Origin of the sequence: Streptomyces sp. NPDC088553 (assembly GCF_044752965.1) — a bacterium.
In the GTDB taxonomy this organism is placed as follows: domain Bacteria; phylum Actinomycetota; class Actinomycetes; order Streptomycetales; family Streptomycetaceae; genus Streptomyces.
In genome coordinates this window covers 983,376-1,007,826 of record NZ_JBIVMG010000001.1, presented here as the reverse complement: position 1 = coordinate 1,007,826, position 24,451 = coordinate 983,376, and the positions used below count along the sequence as shown (strand labels likewise).

General features: G+C 71.7%; 25 protein-coding genes. 16 read left to right on the top strand and 9 right to left on the bottom strand.

Annotated elements, in window-relative coordinates; all coding sequences use genetic code 11:
- The first annotated feature begins 151 nt into the window (after positions 1–151).
- Entirely contained in the window at positions 152–1,369 is a 1,218-nt protein-coding gene (locus tag ACIP8Z_RS04445) for an acyl-CoA dehydrogenase family protein (RefSeq protein WP_402078540.1), read from the top strand.
- Positions 1,370–1,925: 556 nt separating this feature from the next.
- Here the strand turns inward: ACIP8Z_RS04445 and ACIP8Z_RS04440 are convergent.
- From ACIP8Z_RS04440 to ACIP8Z_RS04430, 3 genes are all read right to left on the bottom strand, one after another.
- Positions 1,926–2,105, bottom strand: a complete 180-nt coding sequence (locus tag ACIP8Z_RS04440; RefSeq protein ID WP_402078538.1) for a hypothetical protein — start codon at positions 2,103–2,105, stop codon at positions 1,926–1,928.
- 134 nt (positions 2,106–2,239) lie between these two features.
- Positions 2,240–2,884, bottom strand: a complete 645-nt coding sequence (locus ACIP8Z_RS04435) for a DNA alkylation repair protein (RefSeq protein ID WP_402078929.1) — start codon at positions 2,882–2,884, stop codon at positions 2,240–2,242.
- Between the two features lie 110 nt (positions 2,885–2,994).
- Complete coding sequence (locus ACIP8Z_RS04430; RefSeq protein ID WP_402078537.1) at positions 2,995–3,462, bottom strand: VOC family protein; 468 nt, start codon at positions 3,460–3,462, stop codon at positions 2,995–2,997.
- 143 nt (positions 3,463–3,605) lie between these two features.
- Here ACIP8Z_RS04430 and ACIP8Z_RS04425 point away from each other — a divergent pair, with 143 nt between their 5' ends.
- Positions 3,606–4,979: a cytochrome P450 gene (locus ACIP8Z_RS04425; protein ID WP_402078535.1), complete on the top strand. Its 1,374-nt coding sequence runs from the start codon at positions 3,606–3,608 to the stop codon at positions 4,977–4,979.
- 51 nt (positions 4,980–5,030) lie between these two features.
- Here ACIP8Z_RS04425 and ACIP8Z_RS04420 read toward each other — a convergent pair whose 3' ends face one another.
- The 4 genes from ACIP8Z_RS04420 to ACIP8Z_RS04405 form a co-directional block, all read right to left on the bottom strand.
- Positions 5,031–6,239: a helix-turn-helix domain-containing protein gene (locus ACIP8Z_RS04420; RefSeq protein WP_402078533.1), complete on the bottom strand. Its 1,209-nt coding sequence runs from the start codon at positions 6,237–6,239 to the stop codon at positions 5,031–5,033.
- 216 nt (positions 6,240–6,455) lie between these two features.
- A complete protein-coding gene (locus tag ACIP8Z_RS04415) occupies positions 6,456–7,400 on the bottom strand; it encodes a hypothetical protein (protein ID WP_402078531.1) in 945 nt (314 codons plus the stop codon).
- Between the two features lie 115 nt (positions 7,401–7,515).
- Positions 7,516–9,153, bottom strand: a complete 1,638-nt coding sequence (locus ACIP8Z_RS04410; protein WP_402078529.1) for a DUF6801 domain-containing protein — start codon at positions 9,151–9,153, stop codon at positions 7,516–7,518.
- Between the two features lie 128 nt (positions 9,154–9,281).
- Positions 9,282–9,917: a hypothetical protein gene (locus tag ACIP8Z_RS04405; RefSeq protein WP_319311715.1), complete on the bottom strand. Its 636-nt coding sequence runs from the start codon at positions 9,915–9,917 to the stop codon at positions 9,282–9,284.
- A 581-nt stretch (positions 9,918–10,498) separates the two neighbouring features.
- On the opposite strand from ACIP8Z_RS04405, the gene ACIP8Z_RS04400 reads away from it, so the two are divergent.
- Genes ACIP8Z_RS04400 through ACIP8Z_RS04340 form a run of 13 tightly spaced genes read left to right on the top strand, consistent with a single transcriptional unit; the run spans position 10,499 to position 22,669 of the window.
- Positions 10,499–11,515 (top strand): ABC transporter ATP-binding protein, encoded by a 1,017-nt coding sequence (locus ACIP8Z_RS04400; protein WP_402078527.1) that lies wholly within the window; start codon positions 10,499–10,501, stop codon positions 11,513–11,515.
- A complete protein-coding gene (locus tag ACIP8Z_RS04395) occupies positions 11,512–12,276 on the top strand; it encodes an ABC transporter permease (protein ID WP_030316734.1) in 765 nt (254 codons plus the stop codon). Before ACIP8Z_RS04400 ends, ACIP8Z_RS04395 begins: the two co-directional genes overlap by 4 nt.
- A gap of 3 nt (positions 12,277–12,279) precedes the next feature.
- Entirely contained in the window at positions 12,280–13,086 is an 807-nt protein-coding gene (locus ACIP8Z_RS04390) for an ABC transporter permease (RefSeq protein WP_319311719.1), read from the top strand.
- A 1-nt stretch (position 13,087) separates the two neighbouring features.
- Positions 13,088–14,341, top strand: coding sequence for an MCE family protein (locus ACIP8Z_RS04385; protein ID WP_402078525.1), 1,254 nt, complete (start codon positions 13,088–13,090; stop codon positions 14,339–14,341).
- Positions 14,338–15,393 (top strand): MCE family protein, encoded by a 1,056-nt coding sequence (locus ACIP8Z_RS04380; protein ID WP_402078523.1) that lies wholly within the window; start codon positions 14,338–14,340, stop codon positions 15,391–15,393. Before ACIP8Z_RS04385 ends, ACIP8Z_RS04380 begins: the two co-directional genes overlap by 4 nt.
- Positions 15,390–16,436, top strand: coding sequence for an MCE family protein (locus tag ACIP8Z_RS04375; RefSeq protein WP_402078521.1), 1,047 nt, complete (start codon positions 15,390–15,392; stop codon positions 16,434–16,436). Before ACIP8Z_RS04380 ends, ACIP8Z_RS04375 begins: the two co-directional genes overlap by 4 nt.
- Entirely contained in the window at positions 16,436–17,533 is a 1,098-nt protein-coding gene (locus tag ACIP8Z_RS04370) for an MCE family protein (protein ID WP_402078926.1), read from the top strand. Before ACIP8Z_RS04375 ends, ACIP8Z_RS04370 begins: the two co-directional genes overlap by 1 nt.
- Complete coding sequence (locus ACIP8Z_RS04365) at positions 17,530–18,738, top strand: MCE family protein (protein WP_402078519.1); 1,209 nt, start codon at positions 17,530–17,532, stop codon at positions 18,736–18,738. The genes ACIP8Z_RS04370 and ACIP8Z_RS04365 overlap by 4 nt, the downstream gene beginning before the upstream one ends.
- Positions 18,735–20,009, top strand: coding sequence for an MCE family protein (locus tag ACIP8Z_RS04360; protein ID WP_402078518.1), 1,275 nt, complete (start codon positions 18,735–18,737; stop codon positions 20,007–20,009). Before ACIP8Z_RS04365 ends, ACIP8Z_RS04360 begins: the two co-directional genes overlap by 4 nt.
- Entirely contained in the window at positions 20,006–20,521 is a 516-nt protein-coding gene (locus ACIP8Z_RS04355) for a hypothetical protein (protein WP_402078516.1), read from the top strand. The genes ACIP8Z_RS04360 and ACIP8Z_RS04355 overlap by 4 nt, the downstream gene beginning before the upstream one ends.
- Complete coding sequence (locus ACIP8Z_RS04350; protein WP_402078514.1) at positions 20,518–21,276, top strand: hypothetical protein; 759 nt, start codon at positions 20,518–20,520, stop codon at positions 21,274–21,276. The genes ACIP8Z_RS04355 and ACIP8Z_RS04350 overlap by 4 nt, the downstream gene beginning before the upstream one ends.
- 26 nt (positions 21,277–21,302) lie before the next feature.
- Positions 21,303–21,845 carry a nuclear transport factor 2 family protein gene (locus ACIP8Z_RS04345; protein WP_402078512.1) on the top strand — a complete coding sequence of 181 codons (543 nt, stop codon included), beginning with the start codon at positions 21,303–21,305 and terminating at the stop codon, positions 21,843–21,845.
- A 47-nt stretch (positions 21,846–21,892) separates the two neighbouring features.
- The gene (locus ACIP8Z_RS04340) at positions 21,893–22,669 is read left to right on the top strand and encodes a hypothetical protein (RefSeq protein WP_402078511.1); all 777 of its coding nucleotides are present in this window, start codon (positions 21,893–21,895) and stop codon (positions 22,667–22,669) included.
- 145 nt (positions 22,670–22,814) lie between these two features.
- Here ACIP8Z_RS04340 and ACIP8Z_RS04335 read toward each other — a convergent pair whose 3' ends face one another.
- Together ACIP8Z_RS04335 and ACIP8Z_RS04330 are read right to left on the bottom strand one after the other, a co-directional pair.
- Positions 22,815–23,585, bottom strand: coding sequence for a putative protein N(5)-glutamine methyltransferase (locus ACIP8Z_RS04335; protein WP_402078508.1), 771 nt, complete (start codon positions 23,583–23,585; stop codon positions 22,815–22,817).
- A 4-nt stretch (positions 23,586–23,589) separates the two neighbouring features.
- Entirely contained in the window at positions 23,590–24,072 is a 483-nt protein-coding gene (locus tag ACIP8Z_RS04330) for a glutathione peroxidase (RefSeq protein ID WP_319311737.1), read from the bottom strand.
- Positions 24,073–24,108: 36 nt separating this feature from the next.
- Between ACIP8Z_RS04330 and ACIP8Z_RS04325 the strand changes: the two genes are divergently transcribed.
- The gene (locus tag ACIP8Z_RS04325) at positions 24,109–24,345 is read left to right on the top strand and encodes a DUF6011 domain-containing protein (protein ID WP_402078505.1); all 237 of its coding nucleotides are present in this window, start codon (positions 24,109–24,111) and stop codon (positions 24,343–24,345) included.
- The last annotated feature ends 106 nt before the right edge of the window (positions 24,346–24,451 follow it).

The window sequence follows — 24,451 nt, the reverse complement described above, 5'->3', positions numbered from 1 at the left end:
CCCGCCCGTGCGATTCGTGAGGCTGTCGCAACGTAACACCCGGTCGGTGTCCGCTGCCGGTCGGGCCGAACCGCTCCACCGCAGGTTGACAGCCCATACCCGCCGGTAACAGACTGGTGTTACCGCAAGTAACGTACAGCTGGGAGGGACGATGGGCGAGTTCACGCTCGATCTCAACGATGACCAGAAGCAGGTCCGCGACTGGCTCCACGGCTTCGCCGCCGATGTGATGCGCCCCGCGGCCGCCGAGTGGGACGAGCGTGAGGAGACTCCCTGGCCGATCATCCAGGAAGCGGCCAAGATCGGCATCTACTCGCTCGATTTCTATGCCCAGCAGTTCTTCGACCCGACCGGCCTCGGCATCCCCATGGCGATGGAGGAGCTCTTCTGGGGCGACGCCGGCATCGCGCTCTCCATCGTCGGCACCGGCCTCGCCGCCGTCGGCGTCCTCGCCAACGGCACCGAGGAGCAGATCGGCACCTGGGTCCCCCAGATGTACGGCGACGCGAACGACGTCAAGGTCGCCGCGTTCTGCTCGTCCGAGCCCGACGCGGGCTCGGACGTCGCCTCGATGCGTACCCGCGCGGTGTACGACGAGGCCACCGACGAGTGGGTGCTCAACGGCACCAAGACCTGGGCGACCAACGGCGGCATCGCCAACGTCCACGTCGTCGTCGCGGTCGTCGACCCCGAGCTCGGCTCGAAGGGCCACGCCTCCTTCATCGTGCCGCCGAGCACCCCCGGTCTCTCCCAGGGCCAGAAGTTCCAGAAGCACGGCATCCGCGCCTCCCACACCGCCGAGGTCGTCCTGGAGGACGTCCGCGTCCCCGGCCACTGCCTGCTCGGCGGCAAGGAGAGGCTCGACGAGCGCCTGGCCCGCGCCCGGGAGAAGGCCAAGGCCGGCGGCGGTGAGCGCGTGAAGAACGCCGCCATGGCCACCTTCGAGGCCTCCCGCCCCGCGGTCGGCGCCATGGCCGTCGGCACCGCCCGCGCCGCGTACGAGGTCGCCCTCGACTACGCGAAGACCCGTGTCCAGTTCGGCCGCCCGATCATCGAGAACCAGGGCGTCGCCTTCCAGCTCGCCGACATGGCCACCCAGATCGACGCGGCCCGCCTCCTGGTCTGGCGCGCCTCCTGGATGGCGACGGCCGGCAAGCCCTTCACGGCGGCCGAGGGATCCATGTCCAAGCTGTACGCGAGCGAGGTCGCCAAGAAGGTCACCGCCCAGGCCATCCAGATCCTCGGCGGCAACGGCTACACCCGCGAGTACCCGGTGGAGCGCATGCACCGCGACGCGGCCATCTACACCATCTTCGAGGGCACCAGCGAGATCCAGCGCATGGTGATCAGCCGGGCCATCGCGAAGTAGAAAGGCCCGCACCGTGCGGGTGCGGGCCCCTTCGCCGTGCTTCGTGGAACGCCCCCGAACCGTCGGTGGCCGCTCGTACAGTGAGGCCATCCATCCGCCCCTGCCGGCTGATGCGGCACCCGGACCCGCCCCGTCGTGTCGCAACGGGCGGGACACCCTCCCGGAGAGCCCGTGGACGACCTGATCGCCTTCCTCAAGGCCCGTTACGACGAGGAAGCCGCGGCCCGGCCCGGTGGGACCGGCGAAAGCCTCCGCCCGTGGGAGATCGCCGGCGATCCGTACCTCCGGATCGCCAGGGCGGGGGTGGTGACCGAGGTCATGTCGGAGCGGCAGCCGCTCGAAGCCTCCGCGGTCACCTGCCCGCCCTGGTGCGGCCTCGGCGGCGAGCACGCGTTCACCGGGTCGTGCGCCCTCCGCCGGATGGGGCCGGTCACGGAGGCCGGCGGCCGGCGCTGGGTCCACGACGACACCGGCGCTCGGTTCACGGCTCCGCCCGTGACGCCGGAGCGGACGATCCGGGTCCTGGCCCTGCCCTACGCCGGTCACCCCCAGCAGCTCAGGCCGCGAGGCTCTGCTCGGTCTGCGTCGCCTCGGCCCACGCTGCCACGAGCACCTGGTAGATCCGCTGCTCGTCGGCCGTCAGGGAGCGCTGCTGCTCGCCGGCGCGCACCCACAACGTACGAATGGCTTCGTTCAGGGCCTCGGGTCCAGGGGTCTCTCTATGGTGATCGGACATGTGTCCAAGGCTAGGGCCCGCGTCCGGCGAAGCGCGCACTGTCCGGGCGTGCGTTGCGCCACGCTCTCGGCTCCGGCCGTGAGACCGGCCACTTTTCTCTCCGCCCGCCAGGGGGTCGGCCGGACGCGGCCCCGCTACGCCCCCTCCCGGCGGCGCACCATCTCGGTGATCCACGCGGGCGCGTACGGGGACGTGCAGCCCGGGGCCGTCGGGTAGTCCTTGAGGACCTCCAGGCGCTCACCGATGTCCAGCGCCCGGGCGCGCAGGTCGGGGTGCTCGATGCCGATCCGGGCGAGACAGTGGTTCATCGCCCACTGCAGACGGTCCGGGGCGTCCTTCATCTCCGCCTCGACGACGTCGAGCAAGCCGTCGAGGTCGAGGCCGTCGGGCTTCTTCGCGACCCGCTCGGTGGTCAGGGCCCAGCCGGCGCTCGCCACCACCGGATCCGGGTCGGCCGTCCACGCCACGCGCAGCTCCTCGGCGTGGGGGCTCTTCCTCACCACGTAGTTCACGAGCCAGTCGTGCACCTTGGGCGTGCGCGCCCCGCGGAGCATGGCGTCCAGATCGTCCCGCCCGAAGGCCTTCGGGCGGCAGATCAGCAGCGCGAGCAGTCTCGCCGCGCTGTCGTCCGTCTCCCAGAGCCGCTCCGCGAGGTCCTGCCGCGTCTTCAGCCGCTTCGCCAGCGCGCGCAGCTTGCCGAGGTTCACACCGTGGTCGTCACCGTGCCTCTCGTTCACCGCGCGCGCCTTCGGGTCCTCCAGCGTGGCCAGCTCGGCCATCACCTCGGCCACCGTCACCTCGGCCACCTCGGCCACCTCGGTCTCCTGTTCCTCGTCGTCCGCGCGATGCGGTCCGCCACCGGCCCCGCCCCGCCCTGCCGGGCGGGGCGTCAGACGAGACAGAACTCGTTGCCCTCGGGGTCCTGGAGGACCACCGCGTAGTGGTCCATGCCGTTCGGCTCGTCCATCGTGTACAGGATCGTCGCGCCGAGGGCCGTGAGCCGCGTCACCTCGCCGTCCACCCGCTCGCGGCGCAGGGCGAGCGGCACCCCGCGGCCGCCGCCGACCTTCAGGTCCAGGTGGACGCGGTTCTTGACCGTCTTCGGCTCCGGGACGCGCTGGAACCAGACCCGGGGACCCGCGCCCTTCGGGTCCACGATGGACTCCGGGAGCTCCCCGGCGTCCTCGCCCAGCTCGTCCTCGGGGACGCCGATCGCCTCCCAGTACGCCCGCCAGGTGGCGTGGCCCTCGGGCGGCGGATCGGGGACGTAGCGCAGGGCCTCCAGCCAGAACGGCACCAGGCGCTGCGGGTCCGCGCAGTCGATGGTCAGTTGCAGGGTCATCTCGGGTCGCTCCATGCGGCGAGCCTCTCAGACACCACTGACAACCGCCCCGATCGAGCCAACAGGCCAGATTCGGTCCGCTGTTCGGGCAACCCTCACCCGTGAGTCACCCGCTGCGGGACAATCACCCGTCAGGCGACGATCGAGGGGAACCGTTCATGGCCATCACCACCGGTGCCGAAGCGCCCGAGCTCGCGGGACTTCCGCTGCTCGGCTCCATGTTCGACCTCAAGAACGACTCCCTGGGCACCTTCCTCCGCGCCCGCCGCGACCACGGCGACGTCGTACGGATCAACGCCGGGCCGCCCGGAATCCGCGCCACCGTCTACGGCGTCTTCTCCGCCGAGGGTGCCCAGCAGGTCCTCGCCGGGGAATCGGCGAACTTCCGCAAGGACAACGCCTTCTACCAGGAGGTCCGCGACTCCTTCGGCAACGGGCTCCTCACCAGCCAGGACGATGACTACCTCCGCCAGCGCCGGCTCGTGCAGCCCCTCTTCACCCGCCGTCGGGTCGACAGCTACGCGGCCGCCATCGCCGCCGAGGTCATCACCCTCACCGAGGAGTGGCGGGAGGCCGACGCCGCGTCCGTCGACGTCCTCCAGGGCATGGCCCGCCTCGCCCTGCGCGCCGTCGCCCGCATCCTCTTCGGCACGGACGTGGACGCGGCCGTCGAGATCGTCGAGAGAAGCTTCCCCGAGGTCGGCGCCTACGTCCTGCGCCGCGGCTACTCCCCGCTCAACGCCCCCCGTGACTGGCCCACCCCCGGCAACCGCCGCGCCGCCACCGTCCACCGGGCACTGTACGAGGTCTGCGACCGGATCATCGCCGAGCGCCGCGGCTCCGGACGGGCCCCCGGCGACGGCCAGGACCTGCTGACCCTCCTCGTCGAGGCCGAGAACGCCGAGGACGGCAGCTTCGACGCGACCGAGCTGCGCGAGCAGGTCCTCATCTTCCTGCTCGCCGGCCACGAGACCACAGCCACCTCCCTCGGCTTCGCCCTCCACCTCCTCGCCCTGCACCCGGAGGAGCGGAAGCGGGCCCACGACGAGGTCGACCGGGTCCTCGCCGGCCGTACCCCCGGCGCCGCGGACCTCGACTCCCTGCCGTACGTCACCCGGGTCCTCAAGGAGGCCATGCGGCTCTTCCCGGCCGCCCCGGTCATCGGGCGCCGCGCAGTCGCCGCCACCTCGATCGGCGGCGTCGCCGTCCCGGCCGGCGCGGACGTCATCGTCGCCCCCTGGGTCACCCACCGCCACCCGGACTACTGGGAGGACGCGGAGCGCTTCGACCCCGACCGCTTCACGCCCGAGGCGGAGGCCGCCCGACCCCGCTACGCCTGGTTCCCCTTCGGCGGCGGCCCGCGCGCCTGCATCGGCCAGCACTTCTCGATGCTGGAGTCGGTGATCGCGCTGGCGATGATCCTCCAGCGGTACGACTTCGAGGCCGTCGACACGGTGGTGCCCGTGGCGCCCGCGATCACCCTGCAGGCGGCGGGCCCGGCCCGCTGCCGCCTCACGCCCAGGACGGCGTAGGCGCGTCCGGACGACCGTGGCCGCGACGCGGAAGCGCGTACGCGGCCCGGCTCAGTCCGTCCGCCTCCCGCCGAGGTGGAGGGCGCGCAGGGCCGCTTCGAGGGCGAACCGGTGGTCGGGATCGAGGAGCCGGTCGCCGAAGTGGCTGTCCAGATTCCGCAGCCGGTAGCGGACCGTCTGGGCGTGCACGCCGAGCATCTCGCCGACCTGCTCGGCGGGCGCCCGGGTGGAGATGTGGACGCGCAGGGTCTCGATCAGCCGGTCGCGCCGGGTGCCGGACAGCTCGTCGAGCGGGGCGAGTTCACGCTGGGCGAGCTGGTCCATCAGGGCCGGGTCGGACAGCAGCCACAACGTTGTCAGGTGGTCCTCGCAGTGCACGAGGGGAGCGTCGGCGACGACGCCGTCGTCGATGAGCTGGAGGACGCGCCGGGCCCAGCGGAGGGAGTGGGCGGCCTGGGCCGGCGGCACGGTCAGACCGACGATGGCGGAGGTGCCGGCCAGGGCGGAGCCGAGCATCGCGAGGCGGTCGGCGGTCAGCGGGCCGGGGATGAGCAGATACGGCTGGGGGAGGCTGAGGTCGGCGAGGACGTCCCGGTCGAGCCCCGCCTGGACGAGTTCGGCGAGCGGCGGTCGGAGGGCGACCAGGGTGCACTCGGCGGGGAGCTGCCAGGAGGCGTCCCGGCACAGCTCGGCGATGGTCGCCCGGGGCAGCGGCGGCCCGGCGACGACCAGGTGGAGTAACTGTCTTCGCACCGCGGCCACATCGGACACCGCGCGGGTCTGGACCATGACCCAGCCCTCGCGAGACAGGGCCTCCAGCTCGTCGACGTAGGCGAAGAGGGCGTCCGCGAAGGCGAGGATCAGGGTGGGGGAGAGGTTGTACGTACGTCCGATGATCTTGGCCCGGCGCAGCGCGACGCGTGCGCCGAGGCGGTAGGCGCCCAGTAACGTGTCGAGGTCGCGCCCCTCGTAGGCCTCCACGCGGCCGAACTTGCGGAGCAGTTCGTCCCTGAGGGCCGAGTTCGTCCCGGGGTCGGCGACCCGCTCCACGAAGGCGGCGAGCGCCTGCTCCACACCCTGGCGGATCGCGTCCGAGTGCGGCCCGTTGAAGAGATGGGCGTACACGGGATAGGTCCGCTGGACCTCCATGCCGATCTCCTTGATGAGGCCGGGGATCTCCGGCCTCATCAGGGCGGCGAACTCCCTGGGGAGCGGTTCGAGCGGTTCACCGATGTCCGGCGACTGGGCGATTGCGGGCATGAACCGATCCCTTGCTCTCCTACGCGACCGGTGGGGGAGCGACGGTGCGGAACCCAGCCTGGCGTGGTGGGCGCCGCCGTGGTCGTCAGGTGCGTACCTACGTGGACTGCTGAAGCTAAGACAACCGCTGTGTGGTGTACACACGTTGAGCAAGAGTTGGCGTGCCGGAGGGGTACGCGCTTACCCAGTAGGCCGGGAATCGACCCTGGGTGGCTGTTACCGGACGGCGGAGTGCCAGTTCCGGGAGAGGACCTTGCCCGCGTCGGGGGCGGCGAGCCCGGGGGCGAAGAGGCCCGTCAGGTGGGTCTGGGTGTTGTTGAGTGTGAGGCTGTTCTTGCCGGCGGCGGAGGGCAGCCCCGTCTTGAGGTTGACGGCGGCGTCGATCACACCGAACCAGCCGAGGCCGCAGCCGCTGGCGCCGGGGACGGCGAAGGTCTTGTCGCTCTGGGTGGAGCCGAGGATGTTGAGGCGGCTCATGTCGCCCTCCTCGTTCGGGGAGCCGTCGCCGTTGAAGCGCTCCACGCCGAAGTCGGGCGACGTGAGGTTGCTCGGGCGCAGGATGATCGGGTTGGCCTTCGTCCCGATGTAGCAGTTGCTGCCCAGGAACGGGTTCTCCAGGCGGATGCGGACCGGGATGGACACGATCGGCTTGTCGGTGAGGACACCCGCGATCTGGTCGAAGTCCGAGGGGGTGCCGACCGACTCCATGGTGGCGGTGATCTTGTTGAGCTTGGCGTCGGTCAGCTGCCGGCAGATGTCGGTGATGAACGGGATGTCACTGGGACACATCAGACCGAGGAGGCCGCCGGGGACGGTGGCCGGAGCGGCGATGAGCGCGCCGCCGGCCGGGGCGGTGACGGTGCTGGTGCCGTCGGCGTTCTGGACGACGCCGATCTGGAGGTTGGTGCTGCCGGTGGTCACGGTGGTGTTGCCCAGCTTGATGGAGCCGCTGGCGGAGTAGGACACGACGCACTGGGGCGAGGTGTCGAGGCCGTCCGAGGCGAGCATGGCCCCGGCGTCGACGGGGCAGCGGGTCGACGGTCCCCAACTGCCGTTCAGCTGCGGGTTGCTCGCCGTCGCCGTCCCGATGGAGGCGAAGGCGCCGAGCGCCGTCAGGGCGGAGAGCGTGGCGAGGCGCGTGCGGGAGGAGACGAGGGGCATGACGGTGCCTTTCGTTGAGGGGGCGGGGGTGAGGGGGCGAGGGGGTGCGGGGCGAGCGGTGGTGCGCGGAGGGCGAAGGACCGGAGGCGGACCGGGGCAGACCGGGTGCGCAGGCTCAGCGCTCGGGCTTGGGCACCACGTACGGCTGGCGGTCCGCGGTGCACTGGCCCTCGGTGGGCACCTCCACGCCCACCGCGCAGGTCTGGCCCTGGATCTGCCTGATGTGGTTGCCGGGGCCGGAGATGGAAGCGGTGAGGAGGCGGTCGAGGTCCTCCCCGCCGGCGCCGCAGCCCTTGAACGCGGGGATCGTCACCTCGCCGGTGAGCGGGCCGCCACTGGTGAGGACGTAGCCGGTGGCGTCGGTGCCGTTGAGGAGCTGTCCCTTGCCGAGCAGCACCAGGTGGTCACCGGGGTACTTGGAGGGCTGGGGCTCGGGGGAACTGAGCGGTGTGACCGTGCGGCAGTCGGGGCCTACGTCCAGCGGGGTGCCGTTGACCTCGACGTCGAGAACGCGCAGGACGAGAGGGACCCGGATGTAGGTCTCCGCGATGTTGTCGGGGAAGACGAGGAGGACGTCCGACTCCACGATCAGGGGTCCCGCCTGCTCCAGTACCAGGGTCGCCTTGGTGGGCGCGAAGCCGAAGGTCAGGAAGGTGGACGTGAAGGGCGGGGACTGCTTGCGCCCCTGGTACCGGAGGGAGCCCTCCGACTTCTGGAGCAGGTGCAGGGTGCCGTCCGGGCGGAAGTCGATCACCGGCTCACCCTGTTCGAGCTGGACGCAGGACACCGGGATGAGCGAGGCCCCGTCGAGCTTGCGCACGTTGGAGTAGCCGGTGATGTACGCGGAGAGCGAGGTGGAGGTCGGCTTCTCGGTGACGCAGGGCGGTGCCTTCGGGCGGCCGGCGGTGGCGGGCGCGTTCTCGGTGGCCACTCTCGGGCCCTTGCCGGAGTCGGTGGCGGCCGCCGTGTCAGGCGGTGCTCCGGTTGTTCCGCCCGTGGGCTCCCGGCCGGCCGGGGTCGACGGGCGACCGGAGGGGGCGGTCGACGACGAGGGGGAGGGGGGCGGGGACGAAGAGGGGGCGGTCGGGGGAGTGGACGGCGTGCCGGGGCTCGGAGTGACGGCGGAGCCCGGCGCGACAGGGATCCTGGCGAGCGTCGTCCGGCCCTCCGCGTCCGGCCCGGGGACGCAGCTGACGGAGAGGGACGCCGGACTGGTGGGCGTACCGTCGGCCTTGCTCGGGGCGAGGCCGACAGCGAGGTTTCCGGCGGTGAGGGTCAGGTCGCCGGCGGTGCCCGTCGTGAGGGCGGGGACGTCGCCGGTGCCGGTGAGCGTGAGCGGGCCCTCGGCGGGGACGGGGGCGGGCTGGGCCGTGCCGAGCCATGTGACGTCCGTACTCGCGGCGTTCTGCCCCACGCCGACCGTGAGCGTCGTCTCCGCCCGTACCGTGGCGGCCTCGAGGGCGGTGAGTTCGGCCGCGGCCGCGGCAGGGAGTTCCAGTGTCGTGCTGACGTCGGCGGCCTCGATCGTCTCGCCGACGGTCGCCCGGTCGGGGACGGTGGCCCTGATCCGTACCGTCGCGGTCTGCGGGCCCGAGGGCAGGGTGCAGAGGTAGGGGAGCCGGGTGTCGACCTCGTGCGAGCCCAGGGCCACGGCAGCCGCGGGGAGAAGGGGGGCGAGTGCCACGAGTGCGGCGATCGCCGCGCCACGCGTCTGGGCGCGGGAGGGCCGCAGGGCGGCTCGCTGGCCTCTCATCTGGTGCTCCGCTCGAATCGTGCGCGCGAGCGTCGGGTGCGCGGGCGCGAAGGGAAGGCCGTCGGGGGCGCGGACGGCCCGCGTCCGCCCGGCCGGGGTCACCGGCCGGGCGGACGCGGGCGCGCGCCCTACGGGTTGGAGCCGACGATCGTCGGGATGGTGGTCGTGTTGGCCACCTTGACCAGGTAGTCGCCCTTGAAGAGCGGCTTGGCGCCGACCGGGACGGCGGAGCCGCAGTTGGTCGAGGAGACGACGGTGAGCTCGCCTGTGACGCTGTTGACCGCCAGCTTGCCCGTCGAGTTGGTGTACGTGCCGGAGGCCTTGCCCGTCACACGGAAGACGCAGGCGCCGACCGTCACCTTGGCGTCGACGTTGCCGACGTAGCCCTTGGTGACCCCGGTCGCGGCGGTGTAGTCCTGTGCCACGACGGTCCACGGGGTGGTCGCGACGGTGGTCACGTTGCCCAGGACGCTGGTGCAGGGCGCGCCGGTGGCGCCGAAGGCGATGGCGCTGATGGAGGCGACGGTCGCCGGGTTGCCGGTGGCGCTCGCCATGGTGCCCGAGGCCTTCGAGTTCGTACACGTCATGGCGATGCCGTTGACGCTCAGGACGACGTTGCCGCTGTTGGTCGCGGTGAAGCTGGCGGGTGTCGGGTTGACGGTCCAGACCGTCGAGGGCACGGCCGAGGCAGGGCCGGCGGCGAGGGCGAACGCGGCGGTGGCCGCCCCGGCGACGACGGCGAGGTTTCTGATCTGCTTCTTCATGGGTCCCGGACTCTCCTTGAGGATTGACCAGCTGAGGGTGCGACCGCGGTGGGGGGAGCGGCCGGCGGCCCGGTATTTCTCGGCCGCGAAACCTGACGTTACTTGCGAGAAACTTAGCTGAACAATGCCGCAGTCCATGATTCTTTGAAGAAGCCTAATTGCCTGTCAAGCCGGTGAGCGGTGGCCGGAATCGCCTTGGTTCCATGGTGCGTAATGTCGACAATTATGATCGATCAGAGATGGCTGGATTCAGCGTTGCTCTCCCCGGTGACAAGCGGCGAAATGGAATTGTCTCCCGCCTGATAAACGCCCGGTCGCCCGCCGTCTGTCGCCGAAAACTCCGGATCCGGTATTGCCGGGGGAGGTTACTCGGCCGTAACGTTCCCGGGGCGACGACCAGAGTCGCAGGTCGGCCCATCCGTGTGTCTCCGTGCAGACAAAGTCGAGCACCGCCTTTGTCTCCGTGGTGACAAATACAGGAGCGGATCAAGGATTTTGCGCCACGCCTCTTGTCCAAGTGATCCGCACCGACTTAACGTGCGCCCGCGGCGCACCCCCGACGCACGCTTGCTGGAGGTGGGATGGGAATCGAAGTAGTCGTTGAGGGTCTGACCATGTCCTTCGGCAAGCAGAATATTTGGCAGGACGTGACCCTGACCTTGCCGGCCGGAGAGGTGAGCGTGATGCTCGGCCCCTCCGGTACCGGGAAGACGGTCTTCCTGAAATCGCTCATCGGGCTGCTCAAACCCCAGCAGGGCCGCGTTCTCATCAATGGCGTCGACATGGTGAGCAGCCCGGAACGAGACATCTACGAGACCCGGAAACTCTTCGGCCTCATGTTCCAGGACGGCGCCCTCTTCGGCTCCATGACCCTCTTCGACAACATCGCCTTCCCGCTGCGCGAGCACACCCGCAAGCGGGAGTCCGAGATCCGGCGCGTCGTCATGGAGCGGATCGAACTCGTCGGCCTGCTGGGCGCGGAGGGAAAGCTGCCGGGCGAGATCAGCGGCGGCATGCGCAAGCGTGCCGGCCTGGCCCGCGCCCTGGTGCTCGACCCGCAGATCGTCCTCTGCGACGAACCGGACTCCGGCCTCGACCCCGTCCGCACCGCCTACCTGTCGCAGCTGCTCATCGACCTCAACGCGCGCATCGACGCGACGATGCTGATCGTCACCCACAACCTGGACATCGCCGCCACGGTCCCCGACAACATGGGGATGTTCTTCCGGCGCAACCTCGTCACCTTCGGCCCGCGCGAGGTCCTCCTCACCAGCGACGAACCGGTCGTCACCCAGTTCCTCGCCGGCCGCCGCGAAGGCCCCATCGGCATGTCCGAGGAGAAGGACGCCGCCCTGCTCGCCGCGGAGCTGGACAACCCCGCCACCCTCCCGGCCGCGCCCCGCGTCATCGTCCCGCAGCTGGAACCCTCGCCCGGCCTCCCGCCGCGCGCGGCCGTCGCGCGCCGCCGGGAGCGCGTCCTCGGCATGCTCGACCGGCTGCCGCACGCCGCTCAGGCCGCCATCCGCGACACCTACGCCAGGGACGACGCGGCGTACACCCTGCCCCAGCGGGAGCGGATCACCGGGAGCGGCTCGTGATCACCGGCGCGCTGCGGCAGACCGGCCGGCTCTTCGCACTCGCCGCCGAAGTGACCAGGGCCGTCTTCCGGCGCCCCTTCCAGTTCCGGGAGTTCGTCGAGCAGTTCTGGTTCGTCGCCAGCGTCACCATCCTGCCGGCCGCGCTCGTCTCCATCCCGTTCGGCGCCGTGATCGCCCTCCAGGTCGGCTCGCTCACCCAGCAGCTGGGGGCCCAGTCGTTCACCGGCGGCGCCAGCGTCCTCGCCGTCATCCAGCAGGCCAGCCCCCTCATCGTCGCCCTCCTCATCGCCGGCGCCGGCGGCTCCGCCATCTGCGCCGACCTCGGCTCCCGCAAGATCCGGGAGGAGCTCGACGCGATGGAGGTCATGGGCGTCTCACCCGTGCAGCGGCTGGTCGTCCCGCGCGTCCTCGCCACCATGGCGGTCGCCGTCCTGCTCAACGGGATGGTCTCCGTCGTCGGCACGCTCGGCGGCTACTTCTTCAACATCATCCTCCAGGGCGGCACCCCCGGCGCCTACCTCTCCAGCTTCTCCGCCCTCGCCCAGCTGCCCGACCTCTACATCAGCGAACTCAAGGCCCTGATCTTCGGGTTCATCGCCGGCATCGTCGCCGCCTACCGGGGACTCAACCCCCGCGGCGGCCCCAAGGGCGTCGGCGACGCCGTCAACCAGTCCGTCGTCATCACCTTCATGCTGCTGTTCTTCGTGAACATGGTGCTGACGGGCATCTACCTGCAGATCGTCCCGCCGAAGGGAGGCTGACCGATGGCCTCCCCGTTCGTCTGGCTCGACCGGTCCGGTGACCAGCTCCTGTTCTACGTCAAGGCCCTGCTCTGGGTGCCGCGGACCCTGCGCCGCTACCTCAAGGAGGTGCAACGGCTGCTCGCAGAGGTCGCCTTCGGCTCCGGCGGCCTCGGCGTCATCGGCGGCACCATCGGCGTCATGATCGCGATGACGCTGTTCACCGGAACCGTCGTGGGCCTCCAGGGCTACGCCGCCCTGGAGCAGATCGGCACCGCGGCGTTCACCGGTTTCGTCTCCGCCTACTTCAACACCCGCGAGATCGCCCCGCTCGTCGCCGGGCTCGCCCTCTCCGCGACCGTCGGCGCCGGATTCACCGCCCAGCTCGGCGCCATGCGCATCAACGAGGAGGTCGACGCCCTCGAAGGCATGGGCATCCGCTCCATGCCGTACCTCGTCACCACCCGCATCATCGCCGGTGTCGTCGCCATCGTCCCGCTGTACGCGATCGGCCTGCTCTCCTCCTACCTGGCCTCCCGTTATGTGACGGTCCTCTTCAACGGCCAGTCCCAGGGCACGTACGACCACTACTTCAACCTCTTCCTGTCACCGACGGACGTCCTGCTCTCGGTGCTGAAAGTGCTGATCTTCAGCGTGATGGTGATCGTCGCCCACTGCTACTACGGCTTCCGCGCCACCGGCGGCCCCGCCGGCGTCGGCATCGCGGTCGGCCGCTCCGTACGCAACGCCATCGTGCTGATCAGCGTCACCGACTTCTTCCTGTCGCTGGCCCTCTGGGGCGCGACCACGACCGTGAAGGTGGCGGGGTGAGATGAGCGACTCACGTGCCGAGACCCTGCGCCGCCGGTTCGCCGGCCTGGTCTTCCTCCTGGTGCCCGCCCTGCTCGCCTGGCTGGCGGTCGCCGTATACGACAAGAGGTTCACCGACTCCGACCCGATCGTCATCGAGACCGGCAGCGTCGGCAACGAGATGCACCTCGGCGCCGAGGTGAAACTCCGCGGCGTCGTCATCGGCGAGGTCCGCGCCATCGACGCCACCGACGGCGGAGCCCGGCTCACCCTCGCCATGCGGCCCGGAACCCTCCGCCACGTGCCGTCCGACGTCCGCGCCCAGATGCTGCCCACGACCCTCTTCGGGGAACGGTTCGTCGCCCTCGTACCGCCCGGGAACTCCACGGCCGAGCCACTGGGACCCGGCGCCGTCATCCCGGAGGACCGATCGAGCAACGCCGTCGAACTCCAGCAGGTCCTCGACAACGTCCTGCCCCTGCTCACCGCCGTCCAGCCGCAGAAGCTCTCGGCCACCCTGTCGGCCGTCTCCCAGGCCCTGGAGGGCCGCGGCGACAAACTCGGCGACACCCTCACCCTGCTCGACGCCCACCTCCGGGAGTTCAACCCCCAACTGCCCGCCCTCACCCGCGACCTGAAAGAACTCGTGAAGGTCAGCCACCTCTACGCCGACGCCGCCCCGGACATCGTCACCGCGCTCACCGACTTCACCACCACCAGCGGCACCCTCGCCGAGAAGGAGGCCGACCTCGCCGGCACCCTCGGCTCCACCACCAGGACGGCCCAGGACCTGACCGCCTTCCTGCGCCAGAACAAGAACAACATCATCCGGCTCAGCGCCACCAGCCGTCCCACCGTGGAACTGCTCGCCGAGTACGCGCCGTCCTTCCCCTGCACCCTGCGCACCCTCGCCCAGTTCGTACCGGCCATGGACAAGGCCCTCGGCAAGGGCACCGACCAGCCGGGACTGCACGTCGACGTCACCACCGTGCCCTCGCGCGGCGCGTACGTCCCCGGCCGGGACACACCGTCCTACGGCTCCGGCGGCGGCCCGCGCTGCTACCCCGTGCCCTACCTCGGCATCCCGGTCGCACCCGCCGCCCGCGCCTCCGCCGCGGCCGACCAGGACCTCGGCCCGGCCAACTCCCCGCAGGAGAACGACCTCGTCAACGAACTCCTCGCCCCCGGGGCGAAGAAGCGGCCCGGCGACCTCCCGGACTGGAGCAGCACACTGGTCGGCCCGGCGTTCCGCGGCGCGGAGGTGACCCTCCGATGACGAAGCCGCCCACCCACACCCGCCGCCGCGGACTGACCGGCACGCTCCTGAAGTCCCTCGCGTTCGTCCTGGTCACGGCGCTGGCCACCACCGTCCTCGGCCTCAGCATCGCCAACACCGGGGTCGGCTCCGCCACCCGCACGTACAAGGCGCTGTTCACCGACGTCACCGGGCTCGTCAAGGGGGACTCCGTGCGGATCGCCGGAGTGAAGGTCGGCGAGGTGACCGACGTGCGCGTCGTCGAACGGCGCACCGCCCAGGTCACCTTCTCGGTCCGCGAGGACCGCTCCGTGCCCCGCTCGGCCACCGCCGCCGTGAAGTACCTCAACATGGTCGGGCAGCGCTACGTCTCCCTCGGCCGGGGCAGCGGCGACCTGACCGGCAGCCTGCGGGACGGGGACACCATCCCGCTCGACCGCACCACGCCCGCCCTCGACCTGACCCTGCTCTTCAACGGGTTCAAGCCGCTCTTCGAGGGCCTCTCGCCCGCCGACGTCAACGACCTCGCCGGATCACTCGTCCAGGTCCTCCAGGGCGAGAGCGGCACCGTGGACAGCCTCATGCGCCACATCGGCTCCCTCACCAGGACCGTCGCCGCCAAGGACAAGGTCATCGGCCAGGTCGTCACCCACCTCAACACCGTCCTCACCACCCTCAACAACCGCGAGGCGGCCTTCGACGACCTCGTCGTCACCCTCCAGAAACTCGTCACCGGCTTCAACACCGACCGCAAACCCCTCGGTGAGGCGGTCCAGGCCATCGGCGCCCTCACCACGACGACCGCCGGCCTCTTCCAGGAGGCACGGGCCCCCCTCAAGAAGGACATCCGCGAACTCGGCCGGCTCTCCGGCACCCTCGGCGAGCACACCCCCGCCATCGAGTCCTTCCTCGCCCACACCCCCGCCAAGATGACCGCCCTGGCCCGGCTGTCCTCGTACGGATCGTGGTTCAACCTCTACCTCTGCGAGGCGCGCGTGACCGGCGTGGGAACCTCCGACGGCTCGAAGCCGCCGACCGGGATCGCCGTGACCGAACCGAGGTGCCGCGGATGAGCCCCCGCCCCCGGTTCAAGCCGGTCGAGGAACGCAACCCGGTCGCCGTCGCCGTCGCCGGACTGCTGCTCCTCGCCCTCGTCGCGGCCCTGGCGTTCAACGTGGAACGGCTGCCGCTCGTCGGCGACGGCACCACCTACAGCGCCGACTTCTCCGAGGCCGCCGGACTCGACACCGGCGACGAGGTACGCATCGCCGGCGTCAAGGTCGGCAAGGTCACCGAGGTCTCCCTCGACGGAGCCAAGGTCAAGGTGACCTTCGAGGTCGGCGACGCCTGGGTCGGCGACCGCTCCACCGCCGCCATCGCCATCAAGACCCTCCTCGGCGAGAAGTACCTGGCGCTGGACCCGCTCGGCTCCGACCGGCAGGACCCGGGAACCCGCATCCCGCAGTCCCGCACCACCTCCCCGTACGACGTCACCCAGGCCTTCGAGGACCTCAGCGGCACCGTCGACGCCATCGACACCGCCCAGCTCGCGAAGAGCTTCGAGACGATCTCCGACACCTTCAAGAACTCACCGCCGCACGTCCGCAACGCCGCCACCGGCCTCTCCGAACTGTCGAGGTCCGTCTCCAAGCGCGACACCGAACTCGCCCGGCTCCTGGCGAACAGCAGGACGTTCACCAAGACCCTGGAGACCAAGAAGTCCAGCTTCGAGACCCTCATCGAGGACGGCGGATCCCTGCTCGGCGAACTCCAGAAGCGCCGCGACGCCATCCGCGCCCTCCTCAAGGGCAGCAGGGCGCTCGGCACCGAACTCAGCGGCGTCGTCGGCGACAACGACCGGCAGCTCGGTCCCACCCTCAAGGCCCTCAGCCGCGTCACCGGAGTCCTGGAGAGGAACAGCGGCCAGCTCGACAAGACACTCGCGCTGATCGGCCCGTACTACCGGCTCGTCGGCAACACCCTCGGCAGCGGCCGCTGGTTCGACAGCTACCTGTGCGGCGTGGTCCCCCGTACCTATCTGCCCGAGACCTCGCAGCCCACGACCGGATGCCTGCCGCCGAAACAGAAGGCGACGGCCAAGGGGAGCGGTGAATGATGACCAGACCCAGAAAACCCCTCGTCACCGGGCTCGCCCTCGCCGTGCTCGCCGCCTGCGGTCTCGTCGCCGTCCGCGTCCTCGACGACGACGGCACCCGGATCACCGCCTGGTTCGACCGGACGGTCGGCATCTACGCCGGCTCCGACCTGCGCGTCCTCGGCGTACGCGTCGGAGAGGTCGAGTCCGTGGAGCCACAGGGCACCCGGGTACGCGTCCGGCTCCTCCTCGACGAGGGCGTACGCGTCCCCGCCGACGCCCGGGCCCTCGTCGTCGCCCCGAGCATCGTCGCCGACCGGTACGTGCAGCTCACCCCCGCGTACAGCACCGGCCCCGCCCTCGCCGACGGCGCGGAACTGCCCGCCGCCCGCAACCGCACCCCCGTCGAGATCGACCAGCTCTACGACTCCATCACCGAACTGAGCCGGGCGCTCGGACCGAACGGCGCCAACTCCACCGGCGCCCTGTCCGAACTCCTCGACACCGGGGCGAAGAACCTCAAGGGCAACGGCACGTCCATCGGCACCTCCATCAAGGAGTTCGGCAAGGCCGCCAAGACCCTCGACGGCAGCAGCGAGGACCTCTTCACCACCCTCGGCCAGCTCCAGACCTTCACCACCATGCTCAAGGACAAGGACGGCGACGTCCGCACCGCGCAGGAACGCCTCGACGAGGTCGTCGGCTACTTCGCGGAGAACAAGGACGACCTCGCCGGCGCCCTCAAGGAACTCGGCAAGGCCCTCGTCCAGGTCAAGGCCTTCATCAAGGACAACCGCGGCGAACTGAAGAAGAACGTCGACCGGCTCGTCCCCCTCACCCAGACCCTCGTGGACCAGCGCGCCTCCCTCGCCGAAGCCCTCGACGTCGCCCCGCTCGCCGCAGGCAACGTCGTCAACGCCTACAACAAGGAGACCCGCACCCTCGACGGCCGCGCCAACCTCAACGAGATCAGCCTGGGCGGACCACTGCTCCCGCTGCCCGTGACCGGCGGCTCCGCGTCGACCGGCGGATCCGCGGGCGCCGGCGGCGCGGTGGGACCTGGCGGATCCTCACCGACCGGTGCTCCCTCCGCCACCACCGGAGAGGGGAAGCGATGAGACGCCCCACCCCGCCCACCCGGCGGGCGGCCGGAGCCGGAGCCGTCGGAGTGATCGCGCTCGGCGTCGGGCTCGCCGTCGTCCTCGGCGTGACCCCGGGGAACCCGTTCCGGTTCGACGGCATCGAGGACCTGCCGCTGCCCGGCGGCGCCGACCTCGGCCCCCACCCCTACACGGTCACCGCCGAACTCGACGACGTGCTCAGCCTCGTGCCGCAGTCCGCGGTGAAGGTCAACGACGTCGCCGTCGGCCGCGTCACCGCCATCGAGCTCGGGGCCGACACCTGGTCCGCCCGCGTCACTCTGAAGATCAACGGCGACGTCCGGCTGCCCGCCGGCGCGGGCGCCCGCCTGGAACAGTCCAGCCTCCTGGGCGAGAAGTACATCCAGCTCGTCGCCCCGCCGAAGGACGACGGAGGACGGCTCACCGACGGCAGCGTCATCCCGCTCACCCGCACCAGCCGCAACACCGAGGTCGAGGAGGTGTTCGGCGCGCTGTCCCTGCTCCTCAACGGCGGTGGCGTCAACCAGCTCAAGACCATCACCCGCGAACTCAACGCGGCGCTCGGCGGACGCGAACCCGAGGTCCGCTCGATGCTCCGGAGGGTCAACACCCTCGTCACCACCCTGGACGCCCACCGCGGCGACATCACCCGCGCCCTCGACGGCCTCAACCGCCTCTCCGCCACCCTCGCCGGCCGCAAGAAGGACGTCGACACGGTCCTCACCGGACTCTCACCCGGCCTCAAGACGCTGGAGAACCAGCGGGGTTCCCTGCTGACCATGCTGCGCGCCCTGGACACCCTGTCCGGGGTCGCCGTCACCACCGTCGACGCGAGCAAGAAGGACATGGTCGCCGACCTCAAGGCCCTCGCGCCCACCCTCACGGCACTCGCGGACGCCGGTGCCGACCTGCCGGAATCGCTCCAGGTGCTGCTCACGTACCCCTTCACCGACGAGGTGCTGCGAGGCGTCAAGGGCGACTACCTCAACACCTATCTGCACCTCGCCGCCGCCCCCGGAACCGAGGTGATCCCGCCCCTGATCCCCAGGACAGAACCCACGCCCACCCCCACGCCCACCCCGTCCGAGCCGGGCCCGGCCGCCCGCCGGGGAACCGCGGCGAGCAGCGGGATCCCGAGCCCGAGCCCGCCCCTGCCGCTGCCCCCGGCCACCTCGCCGAAGAACGGAGGCGAGACCCGGTGATCACCCGTACCGTACGGCTCAAGAACCTCGCCTTCCTCGTCATCGCCGTCCTCGTCCTCGGCTTCGTCGGCGTCCGCTACGCCGACCTCGGCCGCTACGCGGGCGTCGCCGACCACTACACCGTGCGGGTCCATCTCGCGCGCACCGGCGGCCTGTTCACCCACTCCGACGTCACCTACCGGGGCGTCTCCGTGGGACGGGTCGGCGACATCGACCTGACGGCCGAAGGCGTCGTGGCCGAACTGCGCATCAAGAAGTCCGCCCCCAGGATCCCCGCCGACGCCCGGGCCGTGGTCGCCGGACTCTCCGCCGTCGGCGAGCAGTACATCGACCTGCGCCCCGAGAGCGACGACGGCCCCTTCCTCGCCGACGGCGCCCGCATCGAACAGTCCGACACCCAGGTACCGGCCCCCGTCACCGACGTGCTCGCGAGCATGAACGACCTCACCGGTTCCGTACCCCTGGAGTCCCTGCGCACGGTCGTCGACGAACTCGGCAAGGCCTTCCAGGGGCACGGCGACGACCTCCAGGTCCTCCTCGACAGTGGCAGCCGCTTCGTCCAGGCCGCCGACACCTCGCTGCCGGCCACCACCCGGCTCATCGACGACGGCGAGGTCGTCCTGCGCACCCAGGCCGAGGAGAGCCGCGCCATCCGGGACTTCGCCACCGGCGCGCGCACCCTGGCCGCCACCCTCAAGGGCTCCGACGGCGACCTGCGCCGCCTCCTCGCCGTCACCCCCGACGCGACCGGCCAGGTCAGCGGGCTCCTGCGCGATCTCGACCCGAGCCTGAGCGTCGTCCTCGCCAACCTCCTGACCACCTCGGAGATCGCCGTCACCCGGCAGCGCGGCATGGAGGAACTGTTCGTGAAGTACCCGGCGGCCGTCTCGGCCGGAGCCACCGCCGTCGAAGGAGGCCGCATGAACTTCGGCATGGCCGTCACCTTCTTCAAGCCCCTGCCCTGCACGTCGGGATACGGAGCCACGCGCTACCGCAACGGTCTCGACCTGGGCACCGCGCCCGCCCTCAACACCGGCGCCTCCTGTACGGGCTCCGCAGCGGCCGGGGTCAACGTACGCGGCTCGGCCCACGCGCCGAAGGGCGGCCCCGTCCCCGTACCGGCCCGGCCCGGCTCCCTGCCCTCGGGCGGCGCGCGCACCACGGCGGAGGCCCGGCAGGCTCTGCCCGGCGCGCTCGCGCTGCCCGGCCAGAACGGCGGGCCGACGGACATGGCCGGCCTTCTCGGCCTGCACACCGGGGGCACCCGATGAGGCGGGGCCGGATCCTCGGCGCCGGCGCCCTCGTCGCCGCCCTCGGCTTCTGCGGCACCGGCGCCTGGACCTACGCACAGGCCCGTACCGACGAGGCCCTCGCCTTCGGCCGCGAGCGGGACACGGCGCTCGCCGAGGGCCGGAACCGCCTCACCGTCCTCAACTCCCTCGACGCCTCGACCCGCGAGCACGCCGAAGCGGGCATCCGGGCCTGGCGCGACGCGTCCACGGGCCCGCTCCGCACCGAACTGGAGCGCACCGCACCCGCGGTGGGCGCCTCCGCGCGCGCCACGGTCACCGAGGCCGCCCTCACCGCGCTCGACGCGAGAGCTGGTACGGCGAAACTCATCGCGACCGTCCGCGTCGACGTCACCCCGCGCGGAGGCGGCGCCACGACCACCGACCGCAAGCGCCTGGAGGCGGTCCTGACGCGCACCGGCGAGGACACCTGGAGGGTCGCGGCGCTGAGCGCGGTCCCCGTCGCGGGAGCCGAGGAGGGGGAGGACGAATGACGCGACTCCTGCGCAGGACGACGAGCGCTCGGTCGGCCGAGCCCGTGACCGACGGAGGAGAGACACCGGAGGAGACGACCGACGCGACGACGAAGGCCGCGGCCGAGGACGGGACGGCGGCCTCGACCGAGGCCACGGCCGACGCCCCGGCCGGGACCGCGGTCGCGGGCGAGCCGCCGGCCCCGGACGCGGAGGCCCCGGCGGACGACACCGCCCGCCGCTTCCCCGCCACCTGGCAGAAGGCCGCCCTCGCCGCGGCCGTCGCCGCCCTGCTCCTCGCCGGGAGTGCCTTCTTCCACGGCGCCCACCAGCTCCGGTCCACCCCCTCGGCGCGCAACCACGCGCTCACCGACGCCGGGGCCACCGCCCGCGTCGGCGGTGACATCGGCGAGGGCCTCGCCCGGATCTTCTCCTACACGCCCGCGAGCGACGACGCGGTCGAGCGTTCCGCCGGAACCGTCCTCGCCGGACGCGCCGCCCGCCAGTACGCGGACCTGTTCGCCCAGGTCCGCGCGAAGCTCGTCGAACAGCGCATCACCCTCAGCACCCAGACCGTCCGCACCGGCGTGATCGAACTCGACGGGGACAGCGCGCGCCTCCTCGTGTTCCTCGACCAGACCTCGCGCCGGGACACCGCGGGTCAGGACGAGGCGGGGCAGGGCAAGGCGACCGCCACCTCCGCCGCGGCCCAGCTCACCGTCACCGCGACGTTCCAGGGCGACCGGTGGCTGATCGTCGACATCAAGGCCCGCTGACCATGAGCGGGAGACAGGAGCACCCCATGAAACGCCCGGTCCGCACCCCGGCGGGCATCCGCCCGGCCCTGGCCGTGGCCCTCGTGCTCACCCTCGCCGCAGGTGCCTCCGCGGCCTGGGCCGGCCGGGACTGGTACGCCGCGGCCCACGACGACTCCGCCGCGTACGCCGTGCAACGCGACGAGGCGCTCGCGGCCGGGGAGCAGGCCGTGCAGAACCTCAACACCCTGGACCACCGGCGGGTGGAGCAGGGGCTCGACCTCTGGGAGTCCTCCACGACCGGCGAACTGCACAAGCAACTGGTCGAGGGCCGGGAGGAGTTCACCGGCCAGGTGAGGGCCGCGAGGACGGTGACCACCGCCCGGGTGCTGTCCGGGGCCGTCACCGAACTGGACGACCGGGCGGGGCGGGCCCGGCTGCTCGTCGCCCTGCGCGTCACCGTGACGACGCCCGACAGCAAGAGCGCGGACAAGGACAGCCGCATGCTCGGCGAACTCACCCGCACCGACGGCCACTGGAAGCTCAGTGCGCTGGGGCAGGCCCCGGTGGGCGGCACGGCGGCCGGCTGACCGGGGCCGTACCGCGACAGCCGCCCGCACCCGAAAGGACACGCACGATGCCGACGCCCCGCCACCACCTCAACCGCCAGCGCCGCCGCCAGGCCGCCCTCGCCGACCAGCAGGCACCCGGCGCCAGGTCCTCCCGTGCCCCCGCGGGTGTGCTCACGGAACCCGCCCCGAGAACCGGGGAACGACCGGCGGCGAAGCCCGCACGGGGAACGGCCGCGGAGCCGAAGGGGGAGACGAGGGGCCGTGAGAAGACCGGCGGCGGGGAGACGGGCCGCGCGAAGACCGGACGCGTCCCCCTCGCCGTCCTGTGCGTCCTGACGCTCCTGCTCGGCGGCTTCGCCGGATGGGCGTACAGCAGGGCGGGCGAGCTCCGGGACGACCCCGCGCGCGGCAACACCGCGCTCACGGATCTCGCCCGCACCAGTGAGATCAAGGGGCAGACGGGCGCCGCCGTCGCCGCGCTCTTCTCGTACGACCACGCCGACACCGCTCCCTTCGAACGGGCCGGCACGACGCTCCTGACGGGCAAGGCCGTCGCCCAGCACCGGACGCTGCTGGGCGGGGTGCTCGCCAAGGCGGCCCAGCAGAAGACGGTGATCACCACGACCGTCACCGACAGCGCGGTGGAGCGGATCGACGGCGACCGCGCCCGCGTCCTGGTCTACGCCGACCAGAGCAGCGTGAGCACGGCCGGCCGACCGTCGAAGGACAAGGCGGCCGCGGCCAAGGACCAGGGCGTCTACGCGGGCGCGATGTTCGCCGTGGACGTCGTGCTCCGCGACGGTCGCTGGCTCGTCGAGAACATCGACACCTTCGGCCGCTGACCGCCGCTGAGCGCGACCTTCGGCCGCTGACCGCCGCTGACCGCCGCTGACCGCCGCTGACCGCCGCTGACCGCCGCCGACCTTCGCCGGCCGCCGCTCCGAGCCGCTGCCGTCGGGCGTCGTCCGGCGCGGTGGGTGGGCCCTGTCAGCCCGCCCAGGTCGCGACGAGGACGGTCGCGTAGCGCTCCTCGCAGCTCAGGACGCGTGCCCCAAGACCGTGCGCGGCGACCACGTCCGCCGCTCGCTCGGCCTGCCGCTCGCTCGTCTCGACGAGCAGCCGGCCGCCCGGGGCCAGCCACTCCGGTGCCTCCGCGGCGACCCGCCGCAGTACGTCGAGACCGTCCGGGCCGCCGTCGAGGGTGACGAGCGGCTCGTGGTCGCGGGCCTCCGGGGGCAGCAGCCCGATGTCCCCGGTGGGGACGTACGGCACGTTGGCGACCAGGACCTCGACCCGGCCCCGCAGCTCCGGGGGCAGCGGGGCGAAGAGGTCGCCCTCGTGGACCCGGCCGCCGCGGGGTTCGATGTTCCGGCGGGCGCAGCGCACCGCCGCCGGCTCGATGTCCGAGGCGTGCACCTCCGCGCCCTCGACCCGGTGGAGCAGGACCGCGCCCGCCGCGCCGGAGCCGCAGCACAGGTCGACGCAGACGGCGCCCGGCCGGGCCAGGTCCACCGCGTGCTCGATCAGGAACTCCGTACGGCGCCGGGGGACGAACACCCCGCCGTCCACCTCGATCCGCAGCCCGGCGAACTCGGCCCAGCCCACGACGTGCTCCAGGGGCAGGCCCGAGGCCCGCCGCTCGACCATCAGGTCGAGTTCGGCGGGCCCGGCCGCCGCCGCGAGGAGCATCTCCGCCTCTTCCTCGGCGAAGACACAGCCCGCGGCCCGCAGCCGCTCGACGACCCCCGTGCCGCTCACGACGTCAGACAAGCTGGGCCTCGATCGCGGAGACGATCTCGGGGGCGCCGGGCTCGGTGCGCGGACGGAAGCGGGTGACCTGGCCGTCGCGGCCGATCAGGAACTTCTCGAAGTTCCACTGGACGTCACCGGCCTCGCCCTCGGCGTCGGCGACCTTCACCAGCTCCGTGTAGAGCGGGTGGCGGGCCTCGCCGTTGACGTCGATCTTCTCCAGGAGCGGGAAGGAGACGCCGTACGTCGTCGAGCAGAAGGTCTGGATCTCCTCGGCGCTGCCGGGCTCCTGGCCGGCGAACTGGTTGCAGGGCACGCCGAGCACGGTGAAGCCGCGGTCGCCGTACTCCTTCTGCAGCTGCTCAAGGCCCTCGTACTGCGGGGTCAGGCCGCACTTGGAGGCGACGTTCACGACCAGGACCGCGCGGTCCCGGTAGTCGGCAAGGGAGACGGGCTCCCCGGTCAGGGTCTTCAGCGGGATGTCGTACAGGCTCATGGACTGCTCCTCGTCGGAATAGGGTTTGATCTCAGCATGGGAGACGAACCACTGGCAATCTCGATCGATTCCGCGCCGGAGGCAGAACAGGGGCCGCGACCGCGCCGGATCCTCTGCCGCCTCTGCGGCCGCCCCCTCACCGGCGCCGACTCCCGCCGCTCGGGTCTGGGCCCCACATGCGACGCCAAACTCCACCCGCCGGCCGCCGACATCCGCACCCGCCGGCACGAGGTGGACCAGGACACCCTCCCGGGCATCGACCAGGCCCTGTGAGCGGGGCTCGGGCCGGAACCCGGCGACGCTACCAGCACGAAAAAAGGTCGCCCAGCCGTTTCCCCGTCGGCACAGTGGGCCCCGATGAGACTGAAACCCGAGCACC

Coding starts and splice junctions, on each gene's coding strand:
- ACIP8Z_RS04430 (WP_402078537.1), bottom strand. CDS start 3,462: ATGGAGCGACCCGAGATGACCCTGCAACTGACCATCGACTGCGCGGAC.
- ACIP8Z_RS04365 (WP_402078519.1), top strand. CDS start 17,530: ATGAGACGCCCCACCCCGCCCACCCGGCGGGCGGCCGGAGCCGGAGCC.
- ACIP8Z_RS04390 (WP_319311719.1), top strand. CDS start 12,280: ATGGCCTCCCCGTTCGTCTGGCTCGACCGGTCCGGTGACCAGCTCCTG.
- ACIP8Z_RS04440 (WP_402078538.1), bottom strand. CDS start 2,105: ATGTCCGATCACCATAGAGAGACCCCTGGACCCGAGGCCCTGAACGAA.
- ACIP8Z_RS04370 (WP_402078926.1), top strand. CDS start 16,436: ATGACCAGACCCAGAAAACCCCTCGTCACCGGGCTCGCCCTCGCCGTG.
- ACIP8Z_RS04355 (WP_402078516.1), top strand. CDS start 20,006: ATGAGGCGGGGCCGGATCCTCGGCGCCGGCGCCCTCGTCGCCGCCCTC.
- ACIP8Z_RS04340 (WP_402078511.1), top strand. CDS start 21,893: ATGCCGACGCCCCGCCACCACCTCAACCGCCAGCGCCGCCGCCAGGCC.
- ACIP8Z_RS04445 (WP_402078540.1), top strand. CDS start 152: ATGGGCGAGTTCACGCTCGATCTCAACGATGACCAGAAGCAGGTCCGC.
- ACIP8Z_RS04415 (WP_402078531.1), bottom strand. CDS start 7,400: ATGCCCCTCGTCTCCTCCCGCACGCGCCTCGCCACGCTCTCCGCCCTG.
- ACIP8Z_RS04400 (WP_402078527.1), top strand. CDS start 10,499: ATGGGAATCGAAGTAGTCGTTGAGGGTCTGACCATGTCCTTCGGCAAG.
- ACIP8Z_RS04420 (WP_402078533.1), bottom strand. CDS start 6,239: ATGCCCGCAATCGCCCAGTCGCCGGACATCGGTGAACCGCTCGAACCG.
- ACIP8Z_RS04330 (WP_319311737.1), bottom strand. CDS start 24,072: ATGAGCCTGTACGACATCCCGCTGAAGACCCTGACCGGGGAGCCCGTC.
- ACIP8Z_RS04435 (WP_402078929.1), bottom strand. CDS start 2,884: ATGGCCGAGCTGGCCACGCTGGAGGACCCGAAGGCGCGCGCGGTGAAC.
- ACIP8Z_RS04375 (WP_402078521.1), top strand. CDS start 15,390: ATGAGCCCCCGCCCCCGGTTCAAGCCGGTCGAGGAACGCAACCCGGTC.
- ACIP8Z_RS04350 (WP_402078514.1), top strand. CDS start 20,518: ATGACGCGACTCCTGCGCAGGACGACGAGCGCTCGGTCGGCCGAGCCC.
- ACIP8Z_RS04325 (WP_402078505.1), top strand. CDS start 24,109: ATGGGAGACGAACCACTGGCAATCTCGATCGATTCCGCGCCGGAGGCA.
- ACIP8Z_RS04410 (WP_402078529.1), bottom strand. CDS start 9,153: ATGAGAGGCCAGCGAGCCGCCCTGCGGCCCTCCCGCGCCCAGACGCGT.
- ACIP8Z_RS04345 (WP_402078512.1), top strand. CDS start 21,303: ATGAAACGCCCGGTCCGCACCCCGGCGGGCATCCGCCCGGCCCTGGCC.
- ACIP8Z_RS04425 (WP_402078535.1), top strand. CDS start 3,606: ATGGCCATCACCACCGGTGCCGAAGCGCCCGAGCTCGCGGGACTTCCG.
- ACIP8Z_RS04405 (WP_319311715.1), bottom strand. CDS start 9,917: ATGAAGAAGCAGATCAGAAACCTCGCCGTCGTCGCCGGGGCGGCCACC.
- ACIP8Z_RS04385 (WP_402078525.1), top strand. CDS start 13,088: ATGAGCGACTCACGTGCCGAGACCCTGCGCCGCCGGTTCGCCGGCCTG.
- ACIP8Z_RS04380 (WP_402078523.1), top strand. CDS start 14,338: ATGACGAAGCCGCCCACCCACACCCGCCGCCGCGGACTGACCGGCACG.